Raw genomic sequence first — 26,235 nt, forward strand, 5'->3', positions numbered from 1 at the left:
TGGAAGCCGGACGCCACCAGGTTGTTCACCTGCGAGGACAGATTCGTCAGCTGGTCCATGATCGCGGTCTGGCCGTTACGCAGCTGACCAGCGGTCCCACGGAGCTCCTCGTACGTCACGTTCATGTTCGCCATGAAGATTCCCCTTCTCAGATCCCGGCCGGCCCCCACGGCCGATCCGACTACCCAGACAGTAACCAACCCACCAGACTCCGTCGATGGGTATTAGTCCCCATGCCACCACACAGTCACCCGTGCGCCGCGCAGACCGCGTGACCAGGGCCGACGGCGCCCTGGGCAGGGCGGACGCGCCCCGGGCAGGGCTGCACGAGATGTTCCGTACCGCTAGATTCATCGGGCGCATGACCGCCAGCCAGGGCACCCGAACCGGACAAACAGGAGTGGACACCCATGAGCAAGAAGCGGAACGCGGCGGGGGACGCCGCGACCAACCGTGCCGCACGGCCGGCGATGTACGCCTTCGTGGCGGCCGCCCTGATCTGCGTGGTCGGGGTGATCCTCGCCAACGCCGCACCGGCCGTCTTCGTCGCACTCGGCGGCTGGCTCACCGTGATCGTGATCTTCTTCGTCATCGCCGTGTGGGCCGGGCTCGCCATCGTGCGCAGCACGAACCAGAACGCCGACCGCACGGACTGACCAGACCGCTCAGCGGGTCAGGCCTCGGCGGCGACCGGATCGCCGGGCACCGGCGCGTCGCCGGCGGACTCGTCCTCGAGGAACATGATCGAGTCCACGATCTCGTCGAAGAGCACGGCGAACGGCTCGGCCGACGGGATGTCCGAGGCGTTCGCACGGACGAACAGCATCTTCGACGGGTCGACCGGATGGGGCATGTGGTACTCGAGGCGCATGGTCAGCACGTCCACCGCTTCGTCACCGTCGCCGGCCTGCCCTTGCGACATCTCGACGACACGCGCCGCCGGCCGGCCGTTGCGCTGCACCGCGACCTCGCCCTCCGGGTAGGCGGCCCTGAGCGCCCCCGCGTAGTCACCCTCCGCGACCAGTGGGCGCACCTCCTCCGGCCAGTCCTCGTCGACCATCAGCAGCGCGGCGGGGAACGGCACCCCCGGCGCGATCTCGAGCGACATGAGGTACGTGTGCACGCCGATCGCCGCGGCGTCCCGTGCGGTCGCGAAGACCTCCTCGACGGCCTGTCGTCGCATGCGCGCGAGGCGATCCGCTGGACCCACCTGGTCGCGAACCAGGCGCTTGATGAACGCGGCGGCCTTCTCCGGGCTCTCCAGGGGGATGCTGACCCAGGTCCCGGGCACGATGACCCGCACCTGGCTACCCAGCACCTTCAGATCCTGCGTCATGCCGCCTCCAGCTCCAGCGCCAGCCCCGCGAGCAGGTCCAGCATCTCCTGTGGCATGTCGTCGAACGTGCCGACGCTGCGCGCGATCGCCGTGAGCTCGACCATGTCCGGGCATCCGTCGGGGAAGACGCCGAGCACGACCCGCTCCTCCAGGACCGCCGTACCCTCGATTCCGAGATCACCGAAGTGGCTGATCATCGAGTGCATCCCGGTCACCTCGCCGGCTTCCGCCGTGCCGTCCACCCGGCCGGCGAACGCGAAGTCGTGCTCCTCGGAGTTCTCGACGATCGCGGCCAGCTGTGCCGCGAACACGTCATAGCCCAGGTCCAGCTGCGAGCCGATCGTCAACATGGCGTCGACGGCCCCGATCTCGGGGTGCCGCACGAGCACCGCGGTCTGGAGCCCGCCGATCCGGGTGTCCACGACGGCGCGCCCGACGTCCGCCAGCTGCTCGGCCAGGACGTCCGTGATGTCGGTGGTCACCGCCTCCGGCCGGTCGGACGCCGGAACCTCGGCGACGAGGGCTTCCGCCGTCGCCCGCGCCCAGGCATCGATCTCCTCCGGCACCTCGGTGGGCACGACGTGCCAGGACTCGGGCAGGCGCAGCTCGAAGCCCGCGATCCGCCGGCTCACCACTTGCCTGCCACGTAGCCGTTGTTGCCGAAGACGTCGGAGACGCCCGTCACGGCGTTGTTGATGTTGCCGGGGAGGCCGGTGATCTTGCCCCAGTCACCGCCGGCGGGGCCGGTCGCCATCGAGTTGCCCTCGCCGTAGATGCCCCACCCGTCGCCACCAGCGATGCTGTTGCCCAGCTTCGCCGCGTTGTTGGCGAGGTTGGCGCTCTGGTTGAAGACCGCGCCGACGGTGGCGATGCTCTGCGCCGTGCTCGTGACGCCGTCGATCCGCATACCCGACTTGCCCAGCGTCGACATCATGTCGATGACGTCGTCGTTGCCGAGCGCGAACCGGGCAGCGCCGTCCTTGTACGGGAGCGGGAACTTGGCGCCCTGCCACGAGTTGAAGGCGTTCTTGTACAGGCCGTTCTTGACCATGCCCGCGACGGCCTTGTCGCCCGCGCTGCGGACGAACGGAGACTTCAGCACCTCCGTCACGCGCTGGCCCTTCGTCATGGCCATGGTCTTCCGGGACGTCTTGAGAAGGGCCTTGCCGAAGCGGGCCTTCGCGGCCGTGTTGCTCATCCGCCCGGCGGTCGACACGACCGACCGTGCCTTGGCGTACTTGGCGATCGAGCCGATCGCCTTGCCGCCGAAGAGCCCCATGACACCGAGCCCGACACCCAGCAGCATCGCGCCGAACCCGATCTCGCCTCTCGAGAACTTCACGATGCTCTCGACGATCGAGATGATCGCGCCGATAGCGGCGAGAACGAGCAGGATCTGCCCGAGGATCGGTACCCAGGACAGGAAGATGGCCAGGATCCCGGCGATGTCGCAGACGATCTTGAAGACCTTGTAGATGCCCTTGACGACGTTCTTGACCTTGTCCCAGCCGCTGTCCTCGAGGCCGTTGACCCTGTCGCCGGTCACGACCTCCTCGATCTTCGAGACGGCGCTGCGCGCGGCCGTGACCTTGTCGCCGTGGCCGCCGTTCCACTGGGCCTCGGCGTCGCTGATCTGCGCCTGCAGGTCGCTCACGACGTCGCCGCGGATCCTCTCCGCGCGCTTCGCGTCCGTGACGTCGGCGTCGCTCGCGTCCTTCGGCAGGTCGTCCACCGTCTCCGCGGCGGTCGCCGCGGCGGCCTGAGCGTCCTCGAGCTGGTTCCGGAGGGTCTTGAGCCTGTGAGCAGCCGGATCGGCCTCGTTCTTGGCGGCTCGGAGGGCAGAACCGTAGGTCGTCAGCGCCTCGCCGGTGTAGGAGTACCGTTCCTTCGCCTTCTCGATGTCCTCGCGGACCTCACCGGCGAGCTTGCGGGTCTTCTCCATCGACTTCGCCGTCGTGTTCGTGTCGTCGACGATCTGCTGGAGCGTCCGGACCGACCGGGTGATCGCCTCGGCCAGCTCGGTGTACGTGCGGCCCTTCGCCTCGACGGTGCCGGGTTCACCGTCGAGCTCCTCCCACTGTGTGTCGCTCATCTGCTGCTTTCCCCCTACTTCGCTGCCGCGTCTTCGAGCGCCTTGCCGAGCTCGGTGTCGATCTGCTTGAAGGTGTCCACGATCTGCGTGATGATGTCGGACAGCTTCTTGACGTTCTCCAGCATCTCGCCGCGCTTGATCTCCCACTTGTCCGCGAACTCGTTCACGCGGTCGCGGAGCTCGTCGTCGCCGGTCGCGTCGGCTGCGGCCTGAGCGTTCCCGTCGGCATTCTCCAGCTCGCTGGTGATCGCCTTGAGATCGTCCTTCAACGTCGTCAGCTGATCCATGTCGATCGACAGATCGTAGCCAGCCATCGTTCCCCCTGCTTTCTCGGGCCAGGTCCTGCGTCCAAGGGAACCGTACTTGGGCTGCCGACAGAACGGCCATGGGGAGCACTCCCCATGGCCGTTCTGTCGGTCAGCCCTCGGTCAGCCCGCGGGTCAGCCCTCGGACCCCAGAACGAGCGGGACCTGTACCCGGACGCTCTTGCCGCGCGCGATCCACGCGCCGCGCCCCGGCGGGAACTCGCCCTTCGCCGCACGCGGGAGCGAGGTCTTGAGGATCGTGTCGCCGTCCAGGTTCTCCGGCTGGAGCAGCAGACCGCGGCGACCGCTCTTGACCTCGGAGAGCAGCGGCCAGGTGGCCCCCCACGAGCCGGTCTCGGCCTCGGCCACCAGCAGGTGGTCCGACTTCTTGATGGCCTTGGTGAGGTCCTGGATCGGCTTGTCCGCCGGCGTCTGCAGGTAGTCGTTGAGACCCTCGATGACCACGACGACGCCGGGCGCGGTGTCCTCGTCCTGCACCGCCGCGAGCAGCTCCTTGGCCATCTCGGCGACCTTGTCCACACCCATCGCGACGTCGGCCCACGTGACCTCGCCCGCGATCGGCGACCGCGACTGCGCGAACAGGTAGAGCCGGGCCCCGGGGTTGGCCCGCTGGACCGCCCGTGCGATGTGGACCAGCGCGTTCGAGCGGCCGGCTCCGGGCGGGCCCGCGACGACGAGCGTGCCCGTCGGGTCGAACGGCAGGGGCTCCAGGGCGATGTTGTCCAGACCGAGTACCGGCTGGCCGTTGACCGAGGCCGGCAGCTCCCGCGCGTCGTACTCGGCGGGCAGCACGCGGACGGACGGAGCGGGACGTACCCCGGCCCGGCGCATCGACTCCGCGAGCCGGTCGGTGGCGAGCGCCTGCTCCTGCACCGACTTGGTGCCGCCGACCACGGCGACCTGGACCTCCAGGCCGTCGACGACGGCGCGCCCGCTGGGCGACGTCGGCGTCACGATGTCGCGCGGCGCGTTGAACGCGAGATACCCGTCGTCGGTCATGCGGAGCAGGATGTTGCGCTGCACCAGCGACCGCACGTACGTCGGCACGGCACCCGAGCGGTCGGCCGTGAACACCACGTGGATGCCGAGGCCGCGGCCGTCGTTGAGGATGTCGCGGAACGCCTCGAACCACTCGGCGCGGCCCGCCCCCACCTCGTACTCGTCGCGGAAGTTCGCGAACCCGTCCACGAGCAGGAGGATGCGCGGCACGTCCTGGCGGCCGGTGACCTGGCGGTACTCCGTCACGCTCGCGGCGTTGACCGCGGCGAACGACTCGCCGCGGCGCAGCAGCTCGTCGCGCAGCATCCGCATCAGACCCACCACGCGCTCGGTGTCGTCGCCCCGGGCGATCGTGCCGACGTGCGGCAGGGACTCCAGCATGCGCAGCGCACCGGCCGCGAAGTCGAGCCCGTACACGTGCACCGGACCGCCGCGCGGCGTGATGCCGGCGACGGCCGCGAGCGTGCGCAGCGTGGTCGACTTGCCGGAACCGCCGGTGCCGTAGACACCGAGGTGGCCGTCCTGGTCCGGGCGGAAGTACTGCGGCGCCTGGGCCTGGTGCTCCGGGATGTCCGCCACGCCGATGAGCAGCTCGGTGTCGGTGCGCTGGTACAGCCGCGTCAGGTCGTAGACGTCGGCGAGCGAGTCCAGCCACGGCCTGCGCGGGACCGGCAGGCGGCCACGCTCGAACGCCTCCTGGATCCGGGCGACGAGGCGCTGCTGGTCGTTGGGGCCGAGGTCCTTCTCGTCGACGGAGACGTCCGACTCGACGACCGGCTCCTCCCACTTCTCCTCACGGCCGAAGTGCAGGCGGGCGACCTCCACCTTGGCACGCTCGGGCGCGCGGGTGCTCCATGCGCCGGCGTAGCCGGACTGAAACGCCTGCACGCGGCCGGGGCCGGTCTTGACGAGCCCGCGCCCGGGGATCGACGGGTCGACGAAGGCCGCGTCCTTCACGTCGACGACGTCGGTGGAGTCCGACTCGTCGGCCATGCGGAGCGCCACGCGCATGTTGGTGTTGGCGCGCAGGTTGTCCTTGATGACACCGGCCGGACGCTGCGTGGCCATGATCAGGTGGATGCCGAGCGAGCGGCCTCGCTGGGCGACGTCGACGACGCCGTCCACGAACTCGGGGACGTCACCCACGAGGGCGGCGAACTCGTCGATCACGATGACCAGGGCCGGCGGGGTCTCCGGGTCGCCGCGCTTCTCCAGCTCGAGCAGGTCCTTCGCCTTCTTGCGGTTGAACAGGTGCTCCCGGTGGTGCAGCTCGGCCCGGAGGCTCGTGATCGCCCGCAGCACCAGGTGCGGCGACAGGTCGGTGACCAGGCCGACGCAGTGCGGCAGGTTCACGCAGTCGGCGAACGCCGAACCACCCTTGTAGTCCACGAACAGGAACGTCACACGGTCCGGGCTGTACTCGGCGGCCATCGCGAGCACCCACGCCTGCAGGAACTCCGACTTACCGGCACCCGTGGTACCGCCCACCAGGGCGTGCGGGCCCTGGCTGCGCAGGTCGAGGTGCTGGGCGTCCACACCGGCCGAGCCGACGATCGCACGCAGGGAACCGGGCCGCTTGCGCCGCACGCCCTGACCGGTGCGGTCGTAGACCGACAGGTTCTGGCGCCAGCGCTCCATGACGGCGTCGGGGTTCTCGAACAGGTCATGGCCCAGCAGGGCCGGCATCGTGATCGAGCGCGGCAGGTCGGACGCGTCCTCGACGATGGCGCCCGCGTCGAACACCGGCGCCAGCCGGCGCCCGTACTCGAGGGCCGACTTGCCGTCGACCTCCTCCAGGACGATGTCGTCGACCCAGCGGCCGAGGCGCACCATGCCGACGCGCGGGCCCTCCTGGCCCACCTCGACGAACGTACGGCACGCGGCGGGCAGGCCCGACGTGTCCGCGGAGATCCACAGCGGGTAGACGCCGGCGTCGGCGCCCATCTCGGCGAGCTGGATGAGCCGCGCGCGGTCCACGTCGATGTCGTCGGAGATGACCACGACGACCGCGGGCACGGGCGACTTGGTCCCGGTGTCGGTCTTGCTCTTGTCGCCGACGTCGCTGCCGCGCTCCAGCGCCGCGGCGTCCTCGGCCAGGGCACCTCGGCGCTGGTTGCCGCGCACCGCCTTCAGCCGGGTCGAGATCAGCTCCTCGAGCTGCGCCAGCAGGCGCTGCGCGCCGGAGGCGGAGTCCGCGAGGTGGTGCCCGTCGATCGGGCTGTGGGCCGACGACGTGTGCGGGATCCAGGTGAGCCACTGCAGGTGCTGCGTCCACACCGGGCTCACGATGCTGGTGACCACGAGCTCCGACGGCGAGTGCAGGCCGGTGAGCTGCAGCAGCGTCGCGTTCAGGGATCCGATGACTCGCGGCGGCGGTCCGGCGAAGCCGAGCGCGCCCGCGTCGTACAGGTTCTCCACCACGGGGACGCCGTCCACGTCCTTGTACTGCTCCACCAGGTCGTCCAGGATGTCCTGGTACTCCTTCATGAGCGCGCCCTTGCCGCCCGTCTTCACGGTGTTGCGCGACGGCATGGTGCCCAGCCCGAACCGGACGTTGAGGAAGCTCCAGTGCTCCGGGCGGCGCGTCCACAGCAGCGGGCCGTGACGCATCGCCTCGACGTAGACGTGCTGGGTGGCAGGCGCCTCACGGAGGCGGACGGAACGTTCCGTCTCCTTCTCCTCCTTGAGGACCGCACGCAGCGAGGACAGCCGCTCCTCGAACCGCTCGACGTCACGCTCCATCCGCTTGCGCTTCTGCCGCTTCTGCGTGACGTGGTTGCCGATCATCATCAGCGGTGCCATGAGGACGAACAGCAGGGACGCGGGGCGCCCGGTCAGCATGAACATCGCGCCGCCCATCAGCACCGGCGCGAGCAGTGCCAGGAACGGGAACTCCGTCGGGTCCGTCTCCTTCGGCGCCTCCGGGGAGTCGAACTCCTCCCCCTTGTAGCGCGCCTCGACCCGCGGCGACCGCGTGAACGCGACAGGGCCGGCCTTGGGCGTCACACCCGTGATGGTGCTCGGCCGGCGGCTCTCGATGGTGACGGCCGTGTCACCCAGCACCACCCGCTGCGAGCCCTCGATGCGGAGGCGCTGCACGTGCTCGCCGTCGACCAGGATGCCGTTGGCGGACCCGAGGTCGACGACCTCGACGTCTTCGGACACGTCCAGGCGCAGGTGCTTCTTCGACACCATCGGGTCGTCGACCACGACGTCGCACTCCTGCGAGCGGCCGAGCACCCAGGAGCCCTCCGTGAGCTCCACGGTGCCGGCGCCCTCGATGCGGACCGCCGCGCGGACGGCGTCGGAACCCGGGTAGTCGAAGCCGGGCATCGCCTGCTCCACCGAGGCGACGAACGCACCCGAGCCGATCCACGCCTCACCGAGCGCGGCGTCGGCCGGGAGGCGGACCGGCCGGTCCTGGCCCGGCAGCTGGGCCTCCAGGGTGCGGGGCCGCCCCGGGGCGCCGGGCGCCGACGGGTCCACCCGAGCGATCGTGTCGGCGATCTCGCCGATCCGGGCACCGGCGTCGGCGGTCACCACGACATCGTCGTGACTACCGTCCGAGCGTACGAGCGTCACCTTGACGCGCATGAATCCTCCCCGTCACTTCTTCTTGTCCCGGGAGCCGCCGACGACGGCGCCCACCACCCCACCGACCACGGCACCACCGGCCGAGATCAGCCACGTCGACCCCGTGGCGAGAACGCGCCCGAGGGCGCGGTAGGGGTCGAGGAAGTCACCGGTGCCGGCGCCCGTGAGCAGCACCGACCCGAAAACCACGATCACCCAGACGATCAGGCCGCCGCCGAGGGCTCCGGCCACCACGAGCTCGGGTGTGCTGCGCACGATCCGGCTCATGCCGTGGCTCCCTTGTCGTCGTCCGACTCGTCGAGGAGCGGCAGGTCCGACGAGGTCACCAGCCGGGAGGCCACCGCGTACTCGACCAGCCGCGCGCGCCGGTTCGTCGCGAGCGCGCCGGGACCGCCGCGCAGCCCCTTCACGCCGATCCGGTCGAGCTTCTCGCAGACGTTGTCGAGCTTGCGGTTGAACCGTGTGCTCGCCCAGCCGAGCCGCCGCGCGGCCGAAGCCGACGACGGGATCTCGCTCAGGCCGGTGCCCTCGCGCCGCAGCATCGGCTCGGCGAGCGCCACGATGAGCTGCTTCTGGCTCTTCGTGAAGCTGATCGCGCCGATGGTGGTCGCGCCGGAGTCGTCATCGTCCTCGGACCGGATCTCGTGGTACGGCGCGTTGTCGAGCTGCGCGGTGATCTCGTACGTCGTGGGTCCGGCCGTGAACACGATCGACGTCGTGGGGAACACCATGGGCAGGCGGTTGCCCGGCGGCAGCCAGGACTGCACGCCGCCCCCGGCGTCGCACACGGTCGCGGAGATGAGGGAGCCGACGTTGGACAGCCACCAGATGCCGTCCTCGTGGGTGATGCGCAGGAACCGGCGGTGCAGGTAGGGATTGTCGTCGATCGCGAGGTCGCCCTCGCGGCCGATGTCGAACGGCGCGCCCTCCTCGGACGGTCGAAACCACTCACCGGCGAACTCGATCGCAAGGCCGTTCATCCACTCACCTCCTTGATGTCCTCCTCCGGGCAGGTCCCGCCCGGAGCTCTCTGCCGACACGTCGGCCCTACGGCGTCACGCAGGCGTTCTCCCCGCTCGACGCCTTGCTGGAGCGCACCACGACGACCTCGACGCAGAGCTCCTGCTTGCCCTTGAGCGGCACGCTCACGGATGTGCCGTTGCCCGGCACCGGCTGGGGCACGGGGTCGCCCGTCAGCTCCAGCACGCTGTAGGCGTAGGTGTCACCCTCCTCCAGGGTCCGGGGCGCCGTCCATGAAAACACCGCCTCCTTGCCCTGCACCTTGCCCGTGAGCTCGACCACCGGCGGTACGTACCCGCCGGCGGGCGGCGGCGGCACGAAGGTGGACGTCACTGCCGTCTCCTCACCCTCGGGCTCCTGGCCGCCGGCCCCGTTCAGCGCCCACACGGACACCCCGACCACGGCGACGACGACCACACCCACCACGAGCGCCCAGACGCCGCGCCGCGGCTGCTCCTCGGCCTCGGGTGCCGGGGCCTGCTCGGCCGGTGCGAGCTGCCCGACGGCGCCGGGCGTCGCCTGCGTGCTCTGCGTCGACGGGTCGGTCGAGCCGCGGAAGACGGTGTCGTCCGTCGGTGACGGCGACGGTGTCGCGGTCGGCAGGGCCGGCGCGTAGGCGCTGGCGACCGCGGCCTGCTGGGCGCCGCCCGAGCCGCCGGGGCCGAAGTTGCTCCGGCCGGGTCCGAACGCGCTCGGGCCTGCCGCACCGGGGCCCGCGGGGTCGATGGAGACGACCTGGCGCAGCCGGGTGCCGTCGGCCTCGGCCTCGTCCTCCTGCATGGCGCCGGACTCGTCCAGCAGGTCGATGGGGGTGACGTCGCGGGAGAGCTCGACCTGGACCTTCTGCAGCTCGCGCGCGAAGGCCAGCACCGTCGGGTACCGCGAGGAGGGGTGCTTCGACATCGCGATGCGCAGCACGCGCTCCAGCGAGGGCGTGACGTCGCTGCGGCTCACCGCCGGCAGCTCGTCCTGCCCGATGCGCCGCACGAGGTCCGCCGAGGTGTTGGACCCGCCCGGCGTCTCGAACGGGGTGCGCCCCGCCAGCAGGGTGTAGCACGTGGCGGCCAGCGCCCAGACGTCGGTGGCGATGCCCGACATCGGCGGGTCGCCGAACGACTCCGGCGGCGACCACGGGATCGACATGCCCTCGGCCGCCGCGGCCTCGTCCACCGTCGACGAGATGCCGAAGTCCGTCAGCGCCGGGTGCCCGAACTGCGTCACCAGGATGTTCGACGGCTTCAGGTCACGGTGCAGGATGCCCAGCCGGTGCGCGGTCTCCACCGCGCCGGCGATCTGGATGGTGATGCGCAGGGCCTCGGCCACCGAGAACCGCTCGGAGCGGTAGCGGGCACCGAGGTTCGGGCGCGAGCAGTACTCCATGGCCAGGTAAGGGCGGCCGTCGTTCGCGACGCCCGCCTCGTACATGGTGACGATCGACGGGTGGTTGCCCAGCGTCGCCATCAGGTCCGCCTCGGCGTCGAACGCCGCGCGCTGCGTCTCGCTCGACCACTCCTTGAGCAGCACCTTGACCGCGACCTGTCGGCGCGGTCGTTGCTGCTCGTACAGGAACACGTCCGAGAAACCACCCGAACCGATGAGCTTCCGGTACTCGAAGCCCTCGATCTCGGGTGGTGGGGACGGCTTCCTCTTGCTGCTCACACTGCTCCTTCGTCAACGGTCGAGCATGTCGGGGCCTTCACCAGATGCCCTCGAACGTCAGGGTCACGCCGTCACCCAGGTCGACGACGTCGCCGTCGGACACGAGCTCCTTCTCGTTCGGGTGCAGGCGGCGCGGGGGCTGGCCCGGCCGCAGCAGCGTGGTCCCGTTCGTCGTGGCCAGGTCCGTCACGAGCACGTGCCAGTCCTCGAGCGAGATCTCGGCGTGGGACCGCGAGATGTCCTGCTGCGGGCTGGACACCGTGACCAGGCGCGGCATCTGGTCGGCCGACGTGTTGTTGGTGCGGGGCCGCCGGCCCACGATCACCGGACGGTCCAGCTCGACCACCTGACCACCACGGACCCCCGTCGCACCGCCCGTCGCGGCGCCGGAGGTCACGACCATGCGGCCCAGCGACGGGCGCGGAGCGAGCTCCGCCTCCGCCGACAGCGCGCTGCCGCACTCCCGGCAGTTCTCACGGGCGGTCGGGTTGGCGTGGCCGTTCTCGCAGGTCACGGCGAGGATCTTCGGCGCGTTCGGGTTGGCCGGCACGGAGAACTTCGGCGACGACGGCGACGACGCGGCGGCCTTCAGGTCGGCGATCGCCGACGACATCACCGTGTGGCCGTCGTGGTCGTCGTCGGCCGCGTCCGCCTCCACCGCACCGTCCGCGCCCACCGCGGCCGCGCGGTGCGCCGCCGCGGGCGTGGCACCGGACCAGCCGGGCACCCCGGAGATCGGGACACCGGAGATCATGCCGTCCGCGTCGGTGGTGGCCGGGGCGGGTGTCGAGGGGACCGGTGCGGGCGTGGAGGGCGACGGCGGGGGCGGCGGGGGGCCGACGCTGGCGGCCGGCTCCTCGTCCTCACCCTCCTCCGTGCTCTCCGGCCGCACCGCGGCGGCCTCGACACCGTGGGCGACGGTGGCGCCCCACAGGTGCATGTAGTCGTCCTCGTCCGGACCCTCGTCCTCGGCAGGCTCGACCTCGGGCGTCGGCGTCTCGCCACCGTTGTCCTCGGCCGGCGTGATGGTCTCCTCAGAGGCCGGGACCATCGTCACGGTACCCATCGGCGCGATGGTCTCGGAGCCGGACTCGACGGTGGTCCCGACGGTCGATCCCTCGATCTCCACGGTCGGGGGCTCCGTCTCGACCGGCTCGCCCAGCGACGAAGTGGGCTCGCCCAGCGACGAAGTGGGCTCGACCCGCGACGAAGCGGGCCCGACCGGCGACGGCACCGGCTCGACCGGGGAGGGCACGGCGTCGACCAGCGCGGACGCGGGCTCGACCGGCGAAGGCGCGGGCTCGACGGGCGAGGACGCGGGCTCGACGACCTGGTGCCGCACCACGCCTGCCAGGACCACACCGGACTCGACGGGGAGACCGTCCGCGAAGCTACCGAAACCGGACACCCCCGTCGCCACCTCGACGGCGGTCACGCCCTCGACGACCCGCTCGGTCCACGAGATCACGCCGGCCCCGGACACGGTCTGGGAGTCCTCGCCGGTCTCGATGGTGACGGTCAGCCCGTCACCGCGCGCGACGACGTGCGCGCTCGCGGGCTCGCCGGTGCCCGCGCCCGTCAGCACCACCACCGCGAACGGCGGGACACCCTTGAGGCCACCCACCGCGGACGCCGTCAGGGCACCCAGGACCTCCGCGACCCCGGCACCGGGCGTCCCGAGGTCTGCCCAGAGCCCGGCTGCGGGATCGGTCCCGTCCGCCGCTGTCCCCTCACCGGGCAGCACGACGACGGCGTCGCCGCGCACGATGACGCGCGCCTTCCCCGTCGTGTACCGGATCCCGGTTCGCTGTCCAGCGTCCGAGGTGCTCATGGTCGCCTCCTGTTTTGTTGCTCTGCTCGTGTCCCGCCCCTGCCACAACCCCGCGTCAGACTCTATTGACCGTGCCCGGTTCCCGCGGTCCGGTACCAGATCGGTCCCGGATCGGGTTCCGGTCAGTCACGCGGCAAGGTGTCCTCGTCCGCGAACCCACCCCGTGGCGAGGTGCTCGACCCCGCCGTCTCGTGCGCCACGCCCGTCGCGTCCACGACGATGACCGTGATGTTGTCCCGGCCGCCCGCGGCGATCGCCGCCTCGACCAGCCGGCCCGCCGCCACCTGCGGGTCGGGGTGGCCCAGCATGATCTCGGTGATCTGCGCGTCGGTCAGCTCGCCCGTCAGCCCGTCCGAGCAGACCAGGATCCGGTCGTGCGCGCCGATCGGGATGTACCGGAAGTCGGCCCGCGCCTCGTCCCGTCCGCCCAGTGCCCGCGTGATCACGTGCCGGCGCGGATGGTTCCGCGCCTCCTCGGCGGTCAGCGTACCGGCGTCGACCATTTCCTGGACCTCCGAGTGGTCCACGCTCACCTGGTCCAGCACCCCGCTGGAGAGCAGGTAGGTGCGCGAGTCCCCCACGTTCACGAAGAGCCAGTACGGGGCGTCGTCGAGGTACGCGACCACGGCACCGGTGAGCGTGGTGCCCGCACCCCGGCCCAGGCCGGAGGTGTCGATCGCCCGGACCCGTTCCTGCGCCGTCTCCAGCAGCGCCTCCACGTGGTGCGGCTCCACGCGCTCGATGTCCGACAGCGGACGCAGCGCGTCCAGCGCGGTGGCGCTGGCGACCTCCCCGGCCGCGTGCCCACCCATGCCGTCGGCCACGAAGAACGCGCCGCCCCCGGCGAAGTAGCCGTCCTCGTTGAGCTGACGGCGCAGCCCCCGGTCGGAGGCGGCCCCCCACGCCAGCGTCAGTGCCTCCTCGCTCATGCGGACGCCTGCGGGTGCACGACGACGCGGCGGTCACCCACGTGGATCGTCGAACCGACCGGCACCCGGACCCGGGCGCCCGGCTCCGCGACGCGTGGTGGCAGGCCCGGCGCCGAGACCACCGTGCCGTTCGTGGAACCGCGGTCGGTCAGCCACAGGCCCGCTGTGTCCACGCCGAGCTCGGCGTGCGTCTTGGACACCGAACGGGTGGGGTCCTCCACCTTGATGAGGATCCATCCGGACGTGTCCGGCGCCTGCGGGTTGCGGCCGACGAGCGCCTTGGTGTCGACGACGTAGCGCTCGCCGTTCTCGACCTCCAGCACCACCGTCGCCACCGGTGCCGGAGACATCGGGCGGCTCATGTGGGTACGCGTCATGTCGACGGGCGCCGAGTCGCGCTGCTCCGCCTCCGGCTGCGGCGCCTGCTGCACCGGCTGGGGCTGCGGCTCCGCGGGCATCGGGGCACGCCGCGTGAGGTCCGGCTGGGCCGGCTGCTGCACCGGCGCCGCGGGTGCCACCGGCGTCTGCTGGACGGGCGTCTGCTGGACGGGCTGCTGCTGGACCGGCTGCTGCGCGGTCTGCGCCGGGTGGGGCGTACCGCCGGAACCGGGATGCGGCCGACGAATCGTCACCGGCTCCTCCTGCGGGGGCAGCGCCTCCGCGGGTGCGCTCGGGGTCTGGCCCGGGATCCCGGTGATCACGCCGCCACCGGCCGGCGCGGAGGAGTCGGGGAAGGCCCACGGGTCCCGTGCCTGGGCCGGTGCGGCAGGCTGGGCCTGCTGCGCCGGCGCCTGGGACTGGGCGCCGTTGCCGGCGCCGGTCCACACCGTCGACGTACCGGCGGGCGCCTTCGCGGCGGTGCCCGCCACCGGGCTCGCCGGGGCACCCGCCACGTCGGAGGCCATGAGCACCACGGCGCGGCCGACCTTGTCGTGCCAGCCCTGGCGCTTGCCGCCGCCGTCGAACGCCGGGGACACGAGCACGAGAATCTGGCCGACCAGGCACACCAGCGACCCGAGACCCACGATGAGCCAGCGCAGGAACGCGCGGCCGAACCCGATCGGGTCGTGCGCGACGACGTCCACGGTACGGATCTTGCAGACGAGGTTGCCCACCGTCTTGCCGGTCTTGCCCTCCCACGCGGAGACGCCCAGCCAGTAGCCCAGCACGAGCACGCCGCTGATCAGCTGCGGCACCAGCATCCTCGACGCGATGACGTCCGGAGACATCAGCAGGGTGCCGGTGCCCCCGGCGGTGGCGAGCCCGATCATCAGGATCACCCAGGCCACCACCCCGATCACCGCGCCGTCCACGAGCGCCGCCAGGAACCGGCGCCCGGTGCCCGCGTACACCACGGGTACCGGCTGCACCGCCGAGACTCCCACCCGTGTGTGCGAGAGCGACTCCGGCACCGTGGTACCTACGTCACTTGTCTGGGTACGCGGGAACGGGCGTCCGCACACGCCGCAGTACGGCGCGCTGCCATCCTGTGCGGACCCGCATCCAGCGCAGACCACGTCCGTCATCGACTCTCCTTCGTCCGACGGGACCCGAGTCCCCCGAGTGCCGCGAAGATCCCGCGGCGACCACCGATTCGTGCCCAGACGGAACGGAGCGACAACGCTGCCCGCACCCTCCGTCGGGTGCTCACGGTGGAGCGTAGCCCTCCCACGAGCTCGTCCACCTCGACCCAGAACGCCTCGACGTCGGCCGGGGTGGGTTCTTCCCGCCCGAAGACCGTCGCATCGGCGCGGTGCGCGAGCATGAGTGTCGACGGAACCTGGTGCGCCCCGGCGATCACCCCGGCGCTCTCACGCCGCGTCGCCCCGCGCGGCACCGTCGTCCCGAGATCGGTCACGACGTCGACGACCTCGTGCCAGCCGCCGCTGATCCGGTCCGCGAGCTGCTCGGCGCTGCGGCGTGCGGCCCTGCGTCGGGCCTTGTACGCGAGGATCGCCAGGATCGGGCCGGCGATCAGCAGGAGCGGGATGCCGACCGCCAGCAGGATCACGCCGAGCAGGCCCCAGTCGAAGAGGTCGTTCTCCGCCTCTTCCTTCTCGTCGTCCTCGACGCTGCCGGCCTTCGCCTTGTCCGGCTCCTCCGGTGGCTCCGGGTCCTGCAGCACCGGTGGCTTCGGCTCCGTCTTGCTCTTGGGCTCGGGCTGGATCTGCGGCTTCTCCTCCGGGACGGCGTCGACCGGCACCCAGCCGTACTCCTTGAACGGCACCTCGATCCACGCGTGCACGTCGCTGCCGAGCACCGTCCAGGGCTCGCCCTCCTCGTACTTGCTCGTCTTGTCCGGGTAGAAGCCCATGACGACGCGGGCCGGGATACCCGCCTGCCGGGCCATGAGGGCGAGCGCGACGGCGAACTGCTCGTCGTCGCCGACCATCTTCTCCTCCGCGACCAGCGTGTCGATCCGCTCTGCCGAGTGGCCGGGGCGGGACGGCGTCTCGCCGTCGAGCCCGCTGGACAGCACACCCGACTGCTGCAGGAGGTCCCGGATCTGGAACAGCTTGGTCGCGGGGTCGGTCTCCTCGCCCACGAACTGTGCCGCCTTGGCCGGCAGGCCCGGAGGGAGCGAGCTCGGATCGGTCTCGGGCAGGTCCGCGTCGAGCACGATCTCGCTCTTCTTCAGGGTCTCCTCGTCGGGCTCCTCCTCCACCAGCGTGTTCAGCGTGTACCTGTCACCACGCTGGATGCCCGCCGTGGTGAGCGCCGTGTTGGTGGTCGAGTTGTAGTAGGTGCCGTCCGTCTGGACCTCGCCGTTCGGGCCTGACCAGCGCACACCGGTCAGGTCGCCGATCTCGGGCACCCAGACACCCGAGTACGCCGCGACGGTGACCTCGATCGGCGTCGGCGTGCCGTCGTCGGTCGTCGCGATCTCCTCGCCGACGCGCGTGTAGAACCCGGTGTCACCGCCGTCGCCGGACGCGTCGTAGACCACGCCGTCGTACCGGTCGAGCGTCGCGAGCCGGATGCGGCTGCCCTCGGGCAGCTCGCTGACCGTGAACAGCTCCTCCTCGCGGGCGTCCTTCGCGTAGTGCCGGAACGCGACGAGCGGGCTCGTGAACTGATGGATGTCCAGCGGCGGCACGATCGTCTCGCGCAGGACCGTGCGCGGCTGCTCCGGCATGATGATCGGCGCGGTGAAGCCCGCGGCCACCGCCGCGACACCGAGGATGGTGGCGCCGGTGCGGATGCGGTACCAGCGCAGCCTGCGCGTGGCCTCGCGGCTGGACTCCGTGCTGATCGAGTGCGTGCCGACGCGCGCCTCCATGACGCGTACCGCGCCCCAGAGCAGAGCGACGATGGCGATCACGAGGCCCTGGACCACCGGGAACGCCTCGTCGACCGTGCCCAGCAGGATCACGCCGACGAGACCGACGATGACCGGCAGGACCGCCCAGACCGCGTGCTTCGCCCGCCACGAGATGGTGCCGGCGACCAGTGCCACGAGCAGCATGAGCAGGTACGGCACGACGGCGAGGTCGGGGAACGACCGCATGGGCGGCACGGTGGTGATGAACTGCTTCCAGCCCTCCACCGAACCGAGCAGCAGCTCGCGCAACGTGTCGAGGGTGGGCACGACGCCGGCGATGGTGGTGTGCGGCAGCGCGAGCGCGCCACCGAACACGAGGTAGCCCAGCACCGCGAGGGCGGTCACCGTCACGGCGGGGAAGCGCCGCCAGGCGCCGACCCAGGCCACCAGCAGGCCCACGACGGCGCCGCCGATCGTGGGCAGCAGGTAGCCCAGCGAGCCCCAGACGGGGCCGAAGCCGACCGCGACGGCACCGAGCATCACGCCCAGCGCGGCGACGTCGACGAGGGCGAACCGGGTCAGCGCCCGGGGGCGCTCGGCGTCCTTGCGGCGCGTGGTGCCCCGGCCCGTACCGGTGCCGTACCCGGTACGGGTGCCGCGGGTGCGGGACGACGGTCGGCCCGGGCCGGAGCCCGCGCCGACCGGTACGTTCCCGCGGGTGTTCTCGTCGCTCATCCGTCGCTCATCTTCTTCAGGGCAAGGGGCAGGTCGGCGAGGCGGCCCAGCGTGAGCACGCCGAGCTCCGCGATCGCGTGCCGGCCGAGGGATGCGCCCGGCACGCACTGGATGGCCATGACCTGCACCCCCGCGGGGACACGGGCCGACGCCGAGCGCAGCTCCGTGGGCGTGACGCGGCTGCCGATGACGAACGCGATCACCGAGAAGTCGGCGGCGGCCATGGCGGCCGAACGGGCCAGGTCCACCAGCTTGGACTTGCGGGACTCGAGCTCGATCCGGGACAGGTCGTCCATCAGGCGGGTGCGGTGGTCGCCACGCAGCGTCGCCTCGTTGACGAGCACCGTGACGCCGCGGTCCTCCTTGATGGCCTGCAGGCCGAGGGAGCCGCACACGCTCACGGCGAGCTCGAACTCCTCGTCGTTCGCGTAGTCCTCGGCGCGCGTGGACAGCAGCACCGCGAGGTGCGAGCGCCGGGTCTCCTCGAACTGCCGCACCATCAGCTGGCCGGTGCGCGCGGTCGTCTTCCAGTGGATGTGCCGCCGGTCGTCGCCGGGCACGTAGTCGCGCAGGGCGTGGAAGTTCACGTCCGAGCTCGTGATGTCGTTCGTGACGCGCCCCTCGAGGTCCTTGAGGAAGCCCGTCGACGAGCCGGTGAGGTTCTTGACGCGCGGGTGCACGAAGACTTCTTGCTCGTTGGTCCACGTCATCTCGCGGCGCAGGAGCCCCAGCGGGTCGGCGCGCACGGACTTGACCGGGCCCACGGTGATCACGCTGCGGCGCCGGGTCGGGATGGTGAAGATCTCCTCGTGGGCGTCGCCGCCGCGCAGGCGCGGCACCGGGAACGCGGCGGTTCCGGTGCCCACGGGGAGCTCCATCACCGACGGGAGCAGCGGGCGGCTCGACGCGTTGCGCACGTCGAGGCGCCCGACGGCGCGGTCACCGACCGTCACACGGGCCTGCGCCAGGTCGAGCACCACGTCGTACTTGAACCGGCCGAGCACGAACACGATGGCGCACACGAGCGTGACGGTGAGGACGATCGCCGCGACCAGCACCTCGAGCCAGCCGAGCATGAGGCCGGCCACCCAGGCGCCCGCGGCCGTCAGCGTCACCGCGATCCCGAACGTGCTGAACGTGCGGCGCACCGGCGCCAGGACGCGACCGACCGCCGCCGCCCGGGAACGGACGGCGGCGGTGAGGGTCACCAGGCCGCGGCGGCCACGCTGCACCTGCGTGCGCCCCGCGGCCACGGCTCCGCCGAGGCCGCGCGGCTTCTCCTGCCGCTTCCCGTACGCGATGCCCGACGCGGTCATGCCGAGGCCCGCTCCTGCGGCGCCGCGACGTCGGCCATGATCCGGGCCAGGATGACGTCGGGGCGGGAGCCGGCGAACTCGGCCTCCGGGTCCAGCACGAAGCGGTGGCCCCAGACCGGCTGGGCCAGCTCCTTGATGTCGTCGGGCAGCACGTAGTTACGGCCGTGGGCGGCCGCCCACACCTTGGCGCAGCGGACCAGGGCCAGCGCACCACGGACCGAGACGCCGACCCGCACCTCGGCGGCGTTGCGCGTCTCCTCGCTGAGCCGGCTGACGTACTCCAGCACCGCGGTGTCGGTGTGCACCGTCATCGCCAGGTCCGCCATCTCCGTGACGGCCTTGGTGGTGATGATCGGCTGCAGCGCCAGGCTGCGGTCCTTGACCGAGGCGCCCGACAGGATCTCCACCGTCGACGCGTGGTCCGGGTAGCCCACCGACGTCTTCATGAGGAAACGGTCCAGCTGCGCCTCGGGCAGGCGGTAGGTGCCGGCCTGCTCGATCGGGTTCTGGGTGGCGAGCACCATGAACGGGCGACCGGTCTCGTGCGCGACACCGTCGACGGTGACCCGGCCCTCCTCCATGACCTCCAGGAGGGCGGACTGCGTCTTCGGCGAGGCGCGGTTGATCTCGTCCGCGAGCACGATCGAGTTGAAGATCGGGCCGGGGTGGAAGTCGAACTTGCCGCTGTTCTGGTCGTAGATCGTCACACCGGTGACGTCGGACGGCAGCAGGTCGGGCGTGAACTGGATGCGGTTGTGCGTGCCCTGGACCGACGCCGCGATCGAGCGCGCGAGCATGGTCTTGCCGGTACCGGGTGCGTCCTCCAGCAGCAGGTGGCCCTCGGCGAGCATGCAGGTGAGCGCCAGGCGTATCACCGGTGCCTTGCCCAGGACGGCCTGGCCGACGTTGCCGACGAGCCGGTCGAAGGTCTGGGCGAACCAGGCCGCCTGCTCGGGGGTCATCGTGGTCATCTCATGTTTCCCTACTGCTCGTTACTGCTCGTTCGTCGGGTGAAGTCGTGTTGATCATGACGTGGCCGGCCGCCGACGGCGCGGCGACCGGCCACGGTGGAGTTCTACCAGTTCCTCGCCTCGTACAGCTTGCCGTCGATCCGGACCGCCACCTGGGTGTTCGCGTACCCGTAGTAGCAGGTCAGCTGCATCCGGCCGCTCGGCGACCCGAAGTTACGGGTGGTGCTGCGGCCCTCTCCTACGATGTTGTGCCATCCCGACTCAGCCGGGTTCGTACCGGACCAGCACTCCACGGAGTGGTTTCCCGTGCTGAAGTCGGACCAGTTGACCACGAAGTAGGCGCACGCCGATGTGTCGCAGTCACCGGTGTTGACGCTCGAGCCACGGGTGACGAACGCCTTCGGGTCGGGGCGTGGATCCGACGTCCCCGAGGCGCAGGCCGAGTTCTTCTGCCCCTCGCTGTCCGTGACCTCGACGCAGGCCTGCTTGGTGTCGCTGTAGCCGGCCGACGCGCTCTCCGAACCGCTCGGGGCGGAGCTGCTGATCGCCCCGGTGACGCGCACCGACGCGATGGGTCGGCCGTTTGTCGCCCGGCCGTCCCAGGTGAAGGTGACCTTCTGGTCACCGCCGTTGGCGGTGATGGTCGGCTTCGGCACCGGGCCGTAGGGCGTCACGGCGTTCGACGAGGCGGACCAGTTGGAGCAGACGTACTGGTTGCAGGCGCGCACCTGGAAGGTGTACGACGTCCCGTTGTTCAGGTTCGGGAACGCGTACGACGTGGTGTCGCCGACGCTCCTGCCCTGCGCCCCGTTGGCCTGCACCTCGTACCGGTGCCCCGGGCCGCGGAAGTCGGAGCTCGAGATCGCGTTCCAGCGCACGTCGGCGGCCTGGTTCCTCGGGTTGCTGGCCTGCACCCCGCTCGGGACGAGCGGTACGCCGTACGCCGGCTCGGCGGCGGACTGCGCGCTGACCGGGGACTTGCCCGCCTTGTTCTCGGCCTGCACCGTGAACGTGTAGGACGACTCCGGGTTCAGCTGCTGCACCCGCTGCGACGTCTTGCCGACCACGGTCATCGACTTGGTCTTGCTGCCGTCCTGGTAGACGTCGAGGTAGTACGTCTTGACCGGGTCGCCGTTGTTGGCCGGAGCCGTCCACGACACGTCGATCTGACCACCGACCCCCGTGTCCACGCGCTTCGCGGCCGGGGCAGCCGGCTGTGCGGGCGGCGCGGCAGGCGTCTCGGGTGCCGACGGGACCGACCAGTCCGACGGATCCGGGGCCTCGTTCTTCGCCTGGACGCGCACGGTGTACGCGGTGCCGTTCTGCAGGCCGGACCAGACCGTCGACTCACCGCTGACGCACGTCTTCTGGGTCACGCTGTTGTTCGGGGGCGGGCTGATCTCCAGGTTCACGCACTCGATCGGCGACCGGTCCGTGTAGGCCTTGTTCTTCCAGCTGACGGTGAGCTCGCTGTCGCCGAACTCGAGAGTCGGCGCAGCCGGCTTGTCCGGCTTCTGGTCCGGGCGCGCCTCGCGTGACGCCGGCGACGGGTCCGAGTCACCGACCTCGTTCGTCGCGATGACCTTGAACGTGTACTTCACGTTGTTCGCCAGCCCGCCGAACGTGCACGTGGTGGTGGTGCACTGGTGCTCCTGCCCGTTGCTCGCCTGCAGCGTGTAGCCCGTGATGTCGGAGCCGTTGTTGTTCGGCTGGTCCCAGCTCAGCACCACCGTCTCGGAGCGCACCTCCTCGACGCGCGGAGCCCGTGGCGCCTCCGGGGCGCCCAGCACCGTCAGCTTCACGATGCCGTCGACCTGCCGGTCCCGGTCCTCCGTGGCGTCCTGGACCGTGTACCGCACGGTCATGACACCGTGGAAGTCAGCGTCCGGCGTGATCACCACCTCGTTGTCGCTGAAGGACACGTCGCCCCGGCCGGTCTCGCCCGCGGCACCGACCACCTTCAGCGGCTCCTCCGGGAACGGGTTGGTGTCGTTGGCGAGCACCGGGACCGAAACCGGCTTCCCCTGGTGGGCGTCGGGCACCTCGTCCGGCGTGGTCTGCACCAGCGGTCGGGTCGACTTGACGACCATGACCGTGAGGGTCCCGCTCACCGGCGGGTTCGTGCCGTCGCTGACTGCGAAGGACAGCTCCTGGGCCGTGCCCTTGGGGACCGAAGGCTCCACGTCGGCGGACACCGTCGCGTCGGAGACCGAGGGAACGATGCCCTCGGCACCCTTGACGTCGAACGTCAGGTCGTCCTTGTCCGGGTCCTTGACGTAGCGGCTGAGGTCGACGGAGCTCTCGTCACCGGCCGCGACCTCGAGCACGGGGGTACCCGTGATCTCGGGCGGCAGGTTCTTGGCGGGGGTCACGTCGATCGGCAGGGTCAGCACGGCGGTCAGGCCCTCTTCGTCGTCAGGCCCCGAGCCGTCGGTCACCTCGAAGCTGACCGACGCCGCACCGGCGAAGTCCTCGGCCGACGTGTACTCGAGCGTGTGGGCATCGACGATCCGGACCCGGCCCTCCAGGGCCTTGACCGTGCGGTCCTCGGTGATGCGCGGCTCGCGGCCCTCGCGGACCACCACGTACTTCTCGAGCTCGATGGTCAGCGGCTCGCCGCTGACGGCCTGCAGCGGACCGACGCCTGGCTTCACGTGCGGACGTGACTGGTCGCCCGGCACCCGGATGAAGGCCTTGGCCTCCAGGTCGTCCATGTCGGTCACCGTGTAGGTGATGACGCGCGCGCTCTCGGTGAGCTGCACCTCGACGGCACCCGACTCCGTGACCGTCACGCCCTCGAGGTCCTCGTCCACCGAGACCTCGAGGTCGGCGGCGACGCCGTCCGGGTCCACGTCGTTCTCCAGGACGTTCACCGTGACGCTGGCGGAGCCCTTGACGTCGTCGGAGGTCACCACGTCGTCGTGCGCGATGGGCCGCAGCAGCGGTGCGTCCGCGTCCGCGTTCACCGTGATGGCACCGGAGGCCTTGGCCTTGTAGCTGTCCTGGATGCCGTAGAAGAAGGAGTACGCACCCTCGTCGTTCGGCGCCGTGACCACCACGTCGTCCTTCACGGCCTTGGGCTTCATGTCCTCGGTGCCCTCGAAGCTCTTGGCCACCAGGCCGATCTCGTCGCCGTCGGGGTCGGAGTCGTTCTCCAGGGCCGCGATCGCCACCGTACGGCCCGGCCGGACCGTCGTCTCGTCGTCGGCGGCCTGCGGTGCCTGGTTGCTCGCCGGCTTCGTCGCGATACCCACGCGGACGATTCCCTCGGCGGGTGCGCCGCGCGTGTCGATCGCCTGGTAGGTGAACTGGTCGAGACCCGTCTCGTCCTCGCCGGCCTTGTAGTCGATGAAGCCGTCCACGATGGTGGCGGTGCCCTTGGCCGGCGCCTCCGAGATCGAGCTCAGCGTCACGTAGTCCCCGTCGGGGTCGGTGCCGTCGAGCGGGAGCGGGATGCGGACGATGCCGTCGCTCAGCACCCGTGCCTCGACGTCCGGCAGCGCGGGCGCCCCGTTCTCCGGTGCGTCCACCACGTTGATGGTGATCTGCGCGGAGTCCTTCTGCCCGTTGCTGTCCACCACCTCGTAGACGGCGTGCACCGTGCCCGCTTCGTCGCCGGCGCGGAAGCGCACGTCGTCCTCCGAGACGAACGCCTCGCCCGCCGACGCCGGCGGCGCCTCCTGGAGCTCGTCGTTGAGCGTGAGCTCCAGCCCGTCCGGGTGGGAGTCGTTCTTGAGCACCGGGATCGTCACGATGTCGCCGGTGTGCACGGTGGCCATGTCGGGTCCGGCCTCCGGGGGGCGCAGCTGCGCCGACGCCGGGATCGGCACCACGCGCACCTGGCCGGTGACCGCACCGGTGCCGTTCGCGACCTTGTAGTCGATGAGCACCGGCTCGTCGAGGCGCTTCACCTCCGAGATCTTGAGGATCTGGTGGTTGAGCACCGCGACCTTCACCGGTGCGTCCGACGGGACGGTCACACCCTGCACCACGAGCACGCCGCCCGCGGGGTCGGTGTCGTTCGCCAGGACGTCGACCAGCGCCGTGCCACCCGTGGGCAGCAGCACCTGGTCGGACACCGCCACCGGGGAACCCGCGCCCTCCGGCGGGTCGACGACGTCCACGCGCACCAGGCCGGTCACCGGGTTGGGGCCGTCGGTGACCTCGTACGTGAGGTCGTACGAGCCCGGCTCGTCGCTCTCGAACTTGAACGTGGCCGCCGTCTGGTTCGGGGAGATCGTCACCGACTCCGGCCCGTCCACCCGCGTCAGGCGCAGCTCGTCACCGTTCGGGTCGTAGTCGTTCTTCAGCGGGCTGACGGTGGTCGGCTCGCCGGTGAGCACCGTGACGTGGTCCTGCACGGCGACCGGCGGCGCGTTGCTCGCGACCACGTTGACGATGAGCTTGCCCTCGACGGGCAGGCCCTCGGCGTCCGACACCGTGATGTCCACGTTCTTACGGCCGATGGCCGTACCGCCGTCCCGGAACTCGATGGTGCCGTCGGGACGGAACCGGACCTCGTCGAGCGGGTCGGCGGTGCTCGCGCTGGAGAGGAACAGGTCGTCGCCGTCAGGGTCCGTGAAGTACGGCAGCACCTTGATGGTCGCCAGACCCTCCTGGCCCACCTGCAGCACCGGCTCACCCGACTGCACCGGCGGGTTGTTCTCCTCCATCGGCACCACCTTGACGGTGACCGAATCGACGGCCGTGCCGTTCTCCCGGCCGTCGTCGACCTCGTAGTCGAACGTCGTGGTCCCCTTGGCGTCGGCCGGCACGTTCGCCTGCAGCGCCGCGCCGTCCAGCACGCGGTCCACGGCGATGTCGCCCTTCGGCTCGGACGCGACCCGCGCCGTCATGACGTCGCCGTCCGGGTCCATGTCGTTGCCCAGCACGTTCAGCACGGTGGTCCGGCCGGGGCGCACGCCGAACATGTCCGGCTTCGGCTCCGGCGGACGGTTCGCCTTGGTCCGGTCGGCCACGAACTGGTCGACCTGCTCCGGGGTGGCGTCCTCGGACTCGGACTTCTCGCCCTTGGCGTCCTCGGGCATCTTCAGGTCCCAGTCATCGACCTTCTCGAACTCGTCGGCGGCCATCCACAGGGAGCCGTCCGCGACGTCGTTCAGCACGATGACGTTCCGGTTCACCCGGTAGACCAGCCTGGCGGACGAGTCGACGCCCTCCAGCACCTGGTCGACGTCGTTGTCCGGCCCCGGGCAGTCACGGACGACCTGGCCCGAGACCGACCAGGCGCCGTAGGCACAGCCGCCCAGCTGCACGGGAGCCGACGGCTCACCGGTGGCAGCACCGGTCGCGGTGCGCGTCGTCGCGTCACCACCACCGAGCGGCTGGGTGACCAGGCCCTTCTTCGTCGCCAGCAGCACGTTGTCGGCCGCCTCGGACGGCTGCTGCAGCGCGCCCTGCGCGCCGTCCTCCACCGCGACCGTGTCACCACCCGGCAGCACCAGGTTCCCGGTCGACTCGTCCAGCACCACCGGCTCGTCACCCACCGCGGAGACCTGGACCTCGGCATCCGCCTCCACCGGCAGGTCGGACTCCTCCGGCTCCTCCGCGACACCCTGCGTGCTGGTCGGGACCGTGTACAGCTTGCCCTCGGACGGCACCGCGAGGAACACCGTGCCCTCGTTGCTCACCGCGAGCTCGCCGTTCGTACCGGCCTTCAGCTGCGGCTTGAGCTTCTCCTCGTCGAACCCGACCGCACCGTCGAAGGGCAGCACCCAGAGCCGGCCCGTCTCCCCGTCGTACACACCGGTGGCGGTGCCGCCCGCGGAGACCTGCGCACCCGCCGGGAATTTCATGACGCCGGACAACGCGAGCTGCGCCGGGTTGACCGGGCTGGCGGCGGAGCCGCCGATGTCGTCGAGGAGCACCCGCTGCGCGTCCTGCTCGACGTCGAAGCTGGTGGAGTTGGCCAGGAGGGTGCCGTCGAGGGCCTTCGCCTCGTAGTTGAACCGCCCGAGCTTGCCCGACGCCGTCTGGGTCACCCAGACACCGGAGTCGTTCAGCTCGACGTCGGCCGTCGCCTCACCCTCGTAGAGGAGTGCGAAGCCGACCAGCCCTGCGCCGAAGAGGGTGACCGCTCCGATCGATGCCGCTGACCGGCGATTCTCGTACACGCGTGAGGCAAAGCTCATGCGTCCTCCTCTT

At 71.0% G+C, this 26,235-nt stretch carries 16 protein-coding genes; 1 reads left to right on the forward strand and 15 read right to left on the reverse strand.

Features of this window, described 5'->3' with window-relative positions:
- Positions 1-410: 410 nt before the first annotated feature.
- The gene (locus tag LUU90_RS22675; protein ID WP_275006228.1) at positions 411-656 is read left to right on the forward strand and encodes a hypothetical protein; all 246 of its coding nucleotides are present in this window, start codon (positions 411-413) and stop codon (positions 654-656) included.
- A gap of 17 nt (positions 657-673) precedes the next feature.
- On the opposite strand, the gene LUU90_RS22680 is transcribed toward LUU90_RS22675, so the two are convergent.
- From LUU90_RS22680 to LUU90_RS22750, 15 genes are all read right to left on the reverse strand, one after another.
- Positions 674-1,336 (reverse strand): hypothetical protein, encoded by a 663-nt coding sequence (locus LUU90_RS22680; RefSeq protein WP_275006229.1) that lies wholly within the window; start codon positions 1,334-1,336, stop codon positions 674-676.
- Positions 1,333-1,968: a hypothetical protein gene (locus tag LUU90_RS22685; protein ID WP_275006230.1), complete on the reverse strand. Its 636-nt coding sequence runs from the start codon at positions 1,966-1,968 to the stop codon at positions 1,333-1,335. The genes LUU90_RS22680 and LUU90_RS22685 overlap by 4 nt, the downstream gene beginning before the upstream one ends.
- Positions 1,965-3,428, reverse strand: a complete 1,464-nt coding sequence (locus LUU90_RS22690) for a hypothetical protein (RefSeq protein ID WP_275006231.1) — start codon at positions 3,426-3,428, stop codon at positions 1,965-1,967. The genes LUU90_RS22685 and LUU90_RS22690 overlap by 4 nt, the downstream gene beginning before the upstream one ends.
- Positions 3,429-3,442: 14 nt before the next feature.
- Complete coding sequence (locus LUU90_RS22695) at positions 3,443-3,742, reverse strand: hypothetical protein (RefSeq protein ID WP_275006232.1); 300 nt, start codon at positions 3,740-3,742, stop codon at positions 3,443-3,445.
- A 126-nt stretch (positions 3,743-3,868) separates the two neighbouring features.
- Entirely contained in the window at positions 3,869-8,347 is a 4,479-nt protein-coding gene (locus tag LUU90_RS22700; protein WP_275006233.1) for an FtsK/SpoIIIE domain-containing protein, read from the reverse strand.
- A gap of 12 nt (positions 8,348-8,359) precedes the next feature.
- Entirely contained in the window at positions 8,360-8,614 is a 255-nt protein-coding gene (locus tag LUU90_RS22705) for a hypothetical protein (protein ID WP_275006234.1), read from the reverse strand.
- Positions 8,611-9,327 (reverse strand): hypothetical protein, encoded by a 717-nt coding sequence (locus tag LUU90_RS22710; RefSeq protein ID WP_275006235.1) that lies wholly within the window; start codon positions 9,325-9,327, stop codon positions 8,611-8,613. The genes LUU90_RS22705 and LUU90_RS22710 overlap by 4 nt, the downstream gene beginning before the upstream one ends.
- A gap of 67 nt (positions 9,328-9,394) precedes the next feature.
- On the reverse strand, positions 9,395-11,026 hold the full coding sequence (locus tag LUU90_RS22715) for a serine/threonine protein kinase (protein WP_275006236.1): 1,632 nt from the start codon (positions 11,024-11,026) through the stop codon (positions 9,395-9,397).
- Positions 11,027-11,063: 37 nt separating this feature from the next.
- Positions 11,064-12,857 (reverse strand): FHA domain-containing protein, encoded by a 1,794-nt coding sequence (locus tag LUU90_RS22720; RefSeq protein WP_275006237.1) that lies wholly within the window; start codon positions 12,855-12,857, stop codon positions 11,064-11,066.
- A 122-nt stretch (positions 12,858-12,979) separates the two neighbouring features.
- On the reverse strand, positions 12,980-13,786 hold the full coding sequence (locus LUU90_RS22725) for a PP2C family protein-serine/threonine phosphatase (RefSeq protein WP_275006238.1): 807 nt from the start codon (positions 13,784-13,786) through the stop codon (positions 12,980-12,982).
- Positions 13,783-15,156, reverse strand: a complete 1,374-nt coding sequence (locus LUU90_RS22730; protein ID WP_275006239.1) for an RDD family protein — start codon at positions 15,154-15,156, stop codon at positions 13,783-13,785. The genes LUU90_RS22725 and LUU90_RS22730 overlap by 4 nt, the downstream gene beginning before the upstream one ends.
- Positions 15,157-15,308: 152 nt before the next feature.
- On the reverse strand, positions 15,309-17,783 hold the full coding sequence (locus LUU90_RS22735; protein ID WP_275006240.1) for a transglutaminaseTgpA domain-containing protein: 2,475 nt from the start codon (positions 17,781-17,783) through the stop codon (positions 15,309-15,311).
- Positions 17,780-19,099 carry a DUF58 domain-containing protein gene (locus LUU90_RS22740; protein WP_275006241.1) on the reverse strand — a complete coding sequence of 440 codons (1,320 nt, stop codon included), beginning with the start codon at positions 19,097-19,099 and terminating at the stop codon, positions 17,780-17,782. The genes LUU90_RS22735 and LUU90_RS22740 overlap by 4 nt, the downstream gene beginning before the upstream one ends.
- Positions 19,096-20,070 (reverse strand): AAA family ATPase, encoded by a 975-nt coding sequence (locus LUU90_RS22745; RefSeq protein WP_275006242.1) that lies wholly within the window; start codon positions 20,068-20,070, stop codon positions 19,096-19,098. The genes LUU90_RS22740 and LUU90_RS22745 overlap by 4 nt, the downstream gene beginning before the upstream one ends.
- Before the next feature lie 104 nt (positions 20,071-20,174).
- On the reverse strand, positions 20,175-26,222 hold the full coding sequence (locus LUU90_RS22750) for an Ig-like domain-containing protein (protein ID WP_275006243.1): 6,048 nt from the start codon (positions 26,220-26,222) through the stop codon (positions 20,175-20,177).
- Between the last annotated feature and the right edge of the window lie 13 nt (positions 26,223-26,235).

Origin of the sequence: Promicromonospora iranensis, from assembly GCF_028994775.1 — a bacterium.
Lineage (GTDB): Bacteria > Actinomycetota > Actinomycetes > Actinomycetales > Cellulomonadaceae > Promicromonospora > Promicromonospora iranensis_A.

Coding starts and splice junctions, on each gene's coding strand:
- LUU90_RS22675 (WP_275006228.1), top strand. CDS start 411: ATGAGCAAGAAGCGGAACGCGGCGGGGGACGCCGCGACCAACCGTGCC.
- LUU90_RS22680 (WP_275006229.1), bottom strand. CDS start 1,336: ATGACGCAGGATCTGAAGGTGCTGGGTAGCCAGGTGCGGGTCATCGTG.
- LUU90_RS22690 (WP_275006231.1), bottom strand. CDS start 3,428: ATGAGCGACACACAGTGGGAGGAGCTCGACGGTGAACCCGGCACCGTC.
- LUU90_RS22695 (WP_275006232.1), bottom strand. CDS start 3,742: ATGGCTGGCTACGATCTGTCGATCGACATGGATCAGCTGACGACGTTG.
- LUU90_RS22700 (WP_275006233.1), bottom strand. CDS start 8,347: ATGCGCGTCAAGGTGACGCTCGTACGCTCGGACGGTAGTCACGACGAT.
- LUU90_RS22705 (WP_275006234.1), bottom strand. CDS start 8,614: ATGAGCCGGATCGTGCGCAGCACACCCGAGCTCGTGGTGGCCGGAGCC.
- LUU90_RS22710 (WP_275006235.1), bottom strand. CDS start 9,327: ATGAACGGCCTTGCGATCGAGTTCGCCGGTGAGTGGTTTCGACCGTCC.
- LUU90_RS22720 (WP_275006237.1), bottom strand. CDS start 12,857: ATGAGCACCTCGGACGCTGGACAGCGAACCGGGATCCGGTACACGACG.
- LUU90_RS22725 (WP_275006238.1), bottom strand. CDS start 13,786: ATGAGCGAGGAGGCACTGACGCTGGCGTGGGGGGCCGCCTCCGACCGG.
- LUU90_RS22735 (WP_275006240.1), bottom strand. CDS start 17,783: ATGAGCGACGAGAACACCCGCGGGAACGTACCGGTCGGCGCGGGCTCC.
- LUU90_RS22740 (WP_275006241.1), bottom strand. CDS start 19,099: ATGACCGCGTCGGGCATCGCGTACGGGAAGCGGCAGGAGAAGCCGCGC.
- LUU90_RS22745 (WP_275006242.1), bottom strand. CDS start 20,070: ATGACCACGATGACCCCCGAGCAGGCGGCCTGGTTCGCCCAGACCTTC.
- LUU90_RS22750 (WP_275006243.1), bottom strand. CDS start 26,222: ATGAGCTTTGCCTCACGCGTGTACGAGAATCGCCGGTCAGCGGCATCG.